The sequence below is a fragment of the Mycobacterium sp. genome (genome assembly GCF_035603715.1).
Classification (GTDB): domain Bacteria; phylum Actinomycetota; class Actinomycetes; order Mycobacteriales; family Mycobacteriaceae; genus Mycobacterium.
Window position 1 is genome coordinate 1 of record NZ_DATNJW010000040.1, and the last position, 5,542, is coordinate 5,542.

Below are 5,542 nucleotides of genomic sequence, written 5' to 3' on the forward strand. Positions count from 1 at the left end.
CGACCGGCGAGAGGAGATCGCCGAACTTCGAGCGGCGGTGGAAGAGGCCGGACGGGCCGGCGGAGGATGCACGCTGCTCAGTGGAATCTCGGGGGTAGGCAAGTCGACGCTGATGCAGGCCTTCGGGGCAGAGATCTCCCGCCGCAACTGCGTGTTTGCTTACGGGAGATACCGACATGGCGCGGCGGCACCGTACTCGGCGCTCGGGGACGCGCTCGGCTCGATTGTCCGCAGCATGGAGGCCACCGGCACCGCTGAGCGTGACCGTTGGCGCGCCGACCTCGTGAACGAGATGTCGGCGCTCACCGGCATCCTCGAGGCGCTGGTGCCCGACTTGGCGCGAGTGCTGGACGCGGACCCGCAGGTGGCTGACCTCGATGCGGCGGATGCTCGGCGCCGGCTGCAGCGCGCCGTCATCCGCCTGGTGTCCACTACCGCGTCCTACAGACCGGTGGTCCTGGCAATCGATGACTTGCAGTGGGCCGACCAGGATTCACTACGGCTGCTATCCGAACTGTTGACGGTGTCCGTTCGCAATGTGCTCGTCCTCGGAGCACACCGGGCGGGCGAATTCGATGCCACCGCAGCGGGCCTCACGTCAGTGGGTCTACGGCGCATCGATCTCGCCCCGCTGTCCCGCGGGGATCTTGAAGAGCTGCTCGAGGCCGTGTGCGGTCGCGGGGTCGACTTAGGCGATGTCGCCGCTGAGTTTCATCACCGAACCCAAGGCAATCCGTTGCAGGTCCGCCAGTTGCTGCATCGCGCGCAACGGGAAGGAGCGCTTGTTGCCGTCGGTGCCGGGGGGCGTCCGACCTGGGACCTGCGCCTCCTGACCTCGATCGAGATCACTGCCACGGCCGCCGAATTCCTCGGCAAGTACCTCGACCAGTTGCGCCCGCTTGATCGGGAGGTGTTGAGTTCGCTGGCGTGCATCGGTGGCGAGTTCGACCTCGGCGACGCAACGGCAGCGGCCGCGCAGCCGGCCGACGTGGTGGCCCAGGCACTTTGGTCGGGTCTTGAGCTTCGCTTGCTCGAGGCCGTTGACAGCCGCGGCCAGCGGATCGCCAACGCGATCAGCCGCGACGCCCGCTACCGCTTCAGCCACGACCGGGTAATCGAGGCCGCTCGGCGCGGCATGTCCGATCACGCGTGGCGCGAGACGCACCTGCGAATCGGTCGTCGGCTGGCCGAGCAGGGCGACGACAGATTGTTCGAGGCCGCCCGCCACGTCGGCATCGGTGGTTACCAACTTGCCGAAGACGAGCGCATCCAATTCGTCGACGTGCTGCGCCGTGCGTCACGCAAGGCCCGTGCGCAGGCATCGTTCCCACTCGCCCTTGAGCACTGCCTAAACGGTTTGGGTCTGCTCGGTGAATCACGTTGGGCTGCTCACTTCTTGCTGACCAGAGAGCTGCAACTTGACGCTGCGGAGGCAGCCCTGCTGGTGGGCGATGCGGAGGCCCTGCATGGGCTGCTCGACGAGGCCGAAGGGGGCCTGCACGAGCCGGCAGACCGCGCCCGACTCGCCTTCCTGAGGCTTAAGGGACGGGTAGCGCAGAATCGCCTCCAAGAGGCGCTGGAAACCGGGCTGCGGGCGCTCGATGAACTCGGCGAGCCGCTGCCACGCAATCCGGGCAAACCTCGGATGGCCAACGCGCTGATGCGGATTAAGCTCGCTACGCGCCGGTGGAGCACCGAACGGCTGCTGGAGCTGCCGCATTGCCAGGACCGGCGCGTTATCGAGATCCAGCGGATTTTCTCTGAGCTGCGCAGCCTGTCCTTTATTCTCCAGCCGAATCTCTTCCCGTTGATCGTGCGTAGGCAGCTCGACCTTTTGCTGGCCCACGGCCATACCCCCACCTCACCAACGGTGCTCGCCAGTTGTGGCCTGCTGCTGGTCTTGGCCGGCGACCACGCCGGCAGCCAGCACTTCGGCGAGGTCGGCATGCTTCTCACGGAACGGCAAGAGTTCCGGGAGGCCCGCCCGGAGACGCAGCTCTATTACCTGAACTTCATCCGTCACTGGCGACACCCGATTCACGAGGGCCTGGGCCAGCTGCGTGAAGGGATCGACGAGGCGCTCGACCATGGTGACCGGGAGTATGCCGGTTTTCTGACCGCGTTCCTGCTGGCGCACTCATTCTGGGTCGGCCGTCCGCTGGCGGAGATCGACGCCCTCGCCGAATCTCTCGTTCCCGAGATCCGCTCCCAGCCGGTTCCCCGCGCGTCTTGCCAAGCGGTGCAGCAGCTTTGCCTGAATTTGATGGGCCGCAGCGAGAATCCTTTCCTGCTCGCCGGCGAGAGCGGCTACGACGAGCGCCAAGTGGTGCCGGCTGCCCGCCACGAGGGCGACGGCGTGGCCCTCAGCGTCGCCTTGAGCGTCAAACAAGGTCTGCACTTCTGGTGTGGCGACTACGCTGGCGCGGTCCGCGTGACGGACGAGGCCGCCGAATACCTCGACGGTATCGCCGGCATGCCGGCCCTACAACTCTTTTACTTGATCGGCGCCCTGAGTGCGATCCAGGTCGCACCGACGGACCGCTCGACCCGACGATCGGTGCGCCAGGCGTTGACGCTGCACCACAAATGGGCAGCGGGCTCGCCAGCCAATTACGCGGCACCTCTTGCGCTGATCGAGGGTGCGTGGGCGCGGGCCCGCGGGCAGCACAGCAAGGCGGAGCGCCACCTCGCCCGGGCGATTGAGCTCGCAGCGGAGTACCAGCTCCCGCTGATTCACGCGCTTGCCCACGAAGAGGGCGCCCTGCTCAACGCGCAGATCGGTCGTCCGAGGGTTTCTGCGCAGATGTTGCGGTCGGCATACCAGGGCTACCTGAGTCTGGGCATAACGGTGCGCGCCGAGCGGCTCGCGGAGGCTCATCCATGGCTGCTCACCCGTGACCTCATCTCGGCGGGCTCAGCAGGTATCGACCCCGTCAGCGCGCATCAGGTCGTGCACGCGCTGCCGACCGCCCGGACGCTGGGGGGCCTGGCCGAGATCCTGCTCGGCACGGTTGCGGACACGACTGGCGCGGCCCGCGTTCTGCTGCTCACCGGCGAAGGCGAACAGTTGACCGTCCGGGCCGTTTGGGAGCGCGGTGTCATTACGGCCGTCGAAGACCCGTGGACCGAAGTGAGCCATGACCGCTCCATCGTCGGGCGGGTGGTGGACAGCGGCCGCCCGCACATCGTCGCGGCGGATTCGGCCTACCCGGAGCATCGCCCACCTGGACGGGACAAGCGCCACGCGGCGCTCCCGGCCACCCTCGCTGTCCCGGTAGTTGTGCAGGACAAGACAATTGGCGTGATCTATGCCGAACACCAAGGGGCGGGCAGAAGCTTCTCTTCCGGAGACGAGGAGGCGGTCGCCTTTCTGTGCGCCCAAGCGGCCGCGCCGTTGTGGAACTTCGAGCTCGAGGCTCGGTTGCGGAACGCCGATGAGCATCGACAGTCCCTGATGGACGTGCAGTCGAGATTCGTGCCCAACGAACTGCTGCGGATCCTCGATATCGACGATCTGCGTCGTGTCCGCAGTGGCTATCGGGTCGGACGTCAGATGACGGTGCTCATCTCCGATATCCGGGGTTTCACAACGCTGATCGAGGACATGGACGTCCTAGAGGCGAGCAACTTGGCGACCGGGTTCCTGCGAGCTGTCGAGCTGCCGATCATCAGTTGCAACGGCATGATCCAGGACGTGCGCGGGGACGAAATCGTCGCGGTTTTCGAGTCGGAGCCGGACAACGCGGTCCGGGCCGGCCTGGCAATGCTGCGATCCTTACGCGAGCACAACCAGGAGCGGCTCGCGCTCGGCTCCGAGGAACTGCGGGTCGGCATCGGTATCAACACCGGCGCCGTCGGGGTCGGGTTGGTCGGTGGAGTGAACCGCATGGTCCTCACCATCATCGGCGATGCCGTAAACCTGGCTGCGCGCATCGAGAGCGCCAACAAACGCTACGGCTCATCCCTTCTCATCTCCGACGCCACACTTACTCGTCTCTCGAAGCCCGACCAGTTCGACGTCCGTCGGATGGAACGAGTCATGGTGGTCAACCGACGCCGACCGGTGACGATGTATGAGGTTTACGACGAGGACCCAGCGCCGCTGCGGGCGGCAAAGCGGTTGGCGCAGCCCGCGTTCGACGAGGCCTTCCAGTTTTTCGATGCGGGCGACGCCAATCTGGCGCGTGCCGCCTTCGAACGATGCCACCAGCTGCTGCCCGACGACCCGATCGCGGCGCTGCACCTGACCCACTGCGACGCTATGGATAGAGGTGAGATATCCCCTGGTCACGAGGTTGCACTTCTTCAGAAGTAGCGGACCGGCGATTTCTCGCCGTCGTATGACCTTGTCTGTTTCTCGCCGCCGTAAGAGGTTGTCTGCCATGATTTTCCCGACACTAGAGGTGGTGTAGGCATGTACCTGAACGCCGAGCGGATTGCCGTAGCTGACAAGGCGATTCGCGACACTTTCGAACAGACCAGCATCGCCTGGCAGGCCATCCCGCATTGGGACGTCGGCGACCGGGGCCAGCTAAGAGTCCGCAACGACAACGCGTATGCGCCAGCGGTCAAAGAAGGCGAGCTATCACCGCCGATTTCACCTGGGGATTCGCTGAAGCTTGAAGCGAAGTCGGTCCGGTTCGCGATGACGGTCGCTCAGACTATTGCCCCAACCCCCGACGCGCTGTTCGCCGCTGTGCTTGCGCGGACCGTGCAGCTGGCCGGCAACGTGGACAGCGAGGTTATCGACTTGCTGCGTAAAGGCGCCAAACAGTCAGTCACTGTCACAGCATCGTCCACGCCAATCCAGGCTCTCCTGAACGCACTTATCGCTGCCCGCGCGAAGGTCGAGAAATTCGGGTACCGGGCCCCTTCCTGCCTGCTTACCGACACAGAAGGGCTCAAGGCGCTCAACGACCTGACGAGCGGGCTTTCCGACTTCCAGGCACTGCTCGACGCGGCCAACATCAACTCTGTGTATCGCGTCGATGAATTAGGCACCGGCACAGGGAGTGGCCAGGACGACGTGAGTGACCCGGGCCAGGGAGACGCCCCTGCGAAGGGGAGTGGCCAGGACGAGGTGAGTGACCCGGGCCAGGCAAACGTCCCATTCAAGGGAACGCTGCTCCTACTCGGTCGGCGCCAACGGATTCCGCACGGGGGCGCCGCAGCGACATCTGCCGGTGAAGAGCCAGTGGACCTCGCCGTCAGCGTCCCCCCCGGCCTGGAGGTCGTCGGCGAGACCGATGGGGGCGATATCGAAATGTCCGTACGCATCCGCTTCGCGCCGAGGTTTACGGATCTATACGGCGTCGTCAACATCGTATAGATACGGCGGCGTCGATGTCGTTAGCACTTGACGGGGCCTCCGCTGCGTCAGCCTCCAACATGCTGGAGGACTATCTCGCCGAGTGCAAGGGTGCGTGCGACGGCGAGATTGATCGGCTCTTCGCGGCCGGGCAGCACGGGTCGAGCAGCCTCCACGAACTGATCCTCGACTACCCTCGTCGCGGCGGGAAGGCGCTCCGGCCTGCCCTGAGCA

The 5,542-nt window shown here is 65.5% G+C and carries 2 protein-coding genes and 1 pseudogene; all 3 read left to right on the forward strand.

What is annotated here, in order from left to right; translation table 11 throughout:
* Nucleotides 1-4,315: AAA family ATPase (locus VN856_RS01540; RefSeq protein ID WP_325685464.1), on the forward strand; the 4,315-nt coding region annotated here is incomplete at its 5' end.
* Between the two features lie 99 nt (nt 4,316-4,414).
* Nucleotides 4,415-5,329, forward strand: a complete 915-nt coding sequence (locus tag VN856_RS01545; RefSeq protein WP_325685466.1) for a hypothetical protein — start codon at nt 4,415-4,417, stop codon at nt 5,327-5,329.
* Nucleotides 5,330-5,343: 14 nt separating this feature from the next.
* A pseudogene (locus VN856_RS01550) lies at nt 5,344-5,542 on the forward strand (polyprenyl synthetase family protein); the annotation flags it as partial.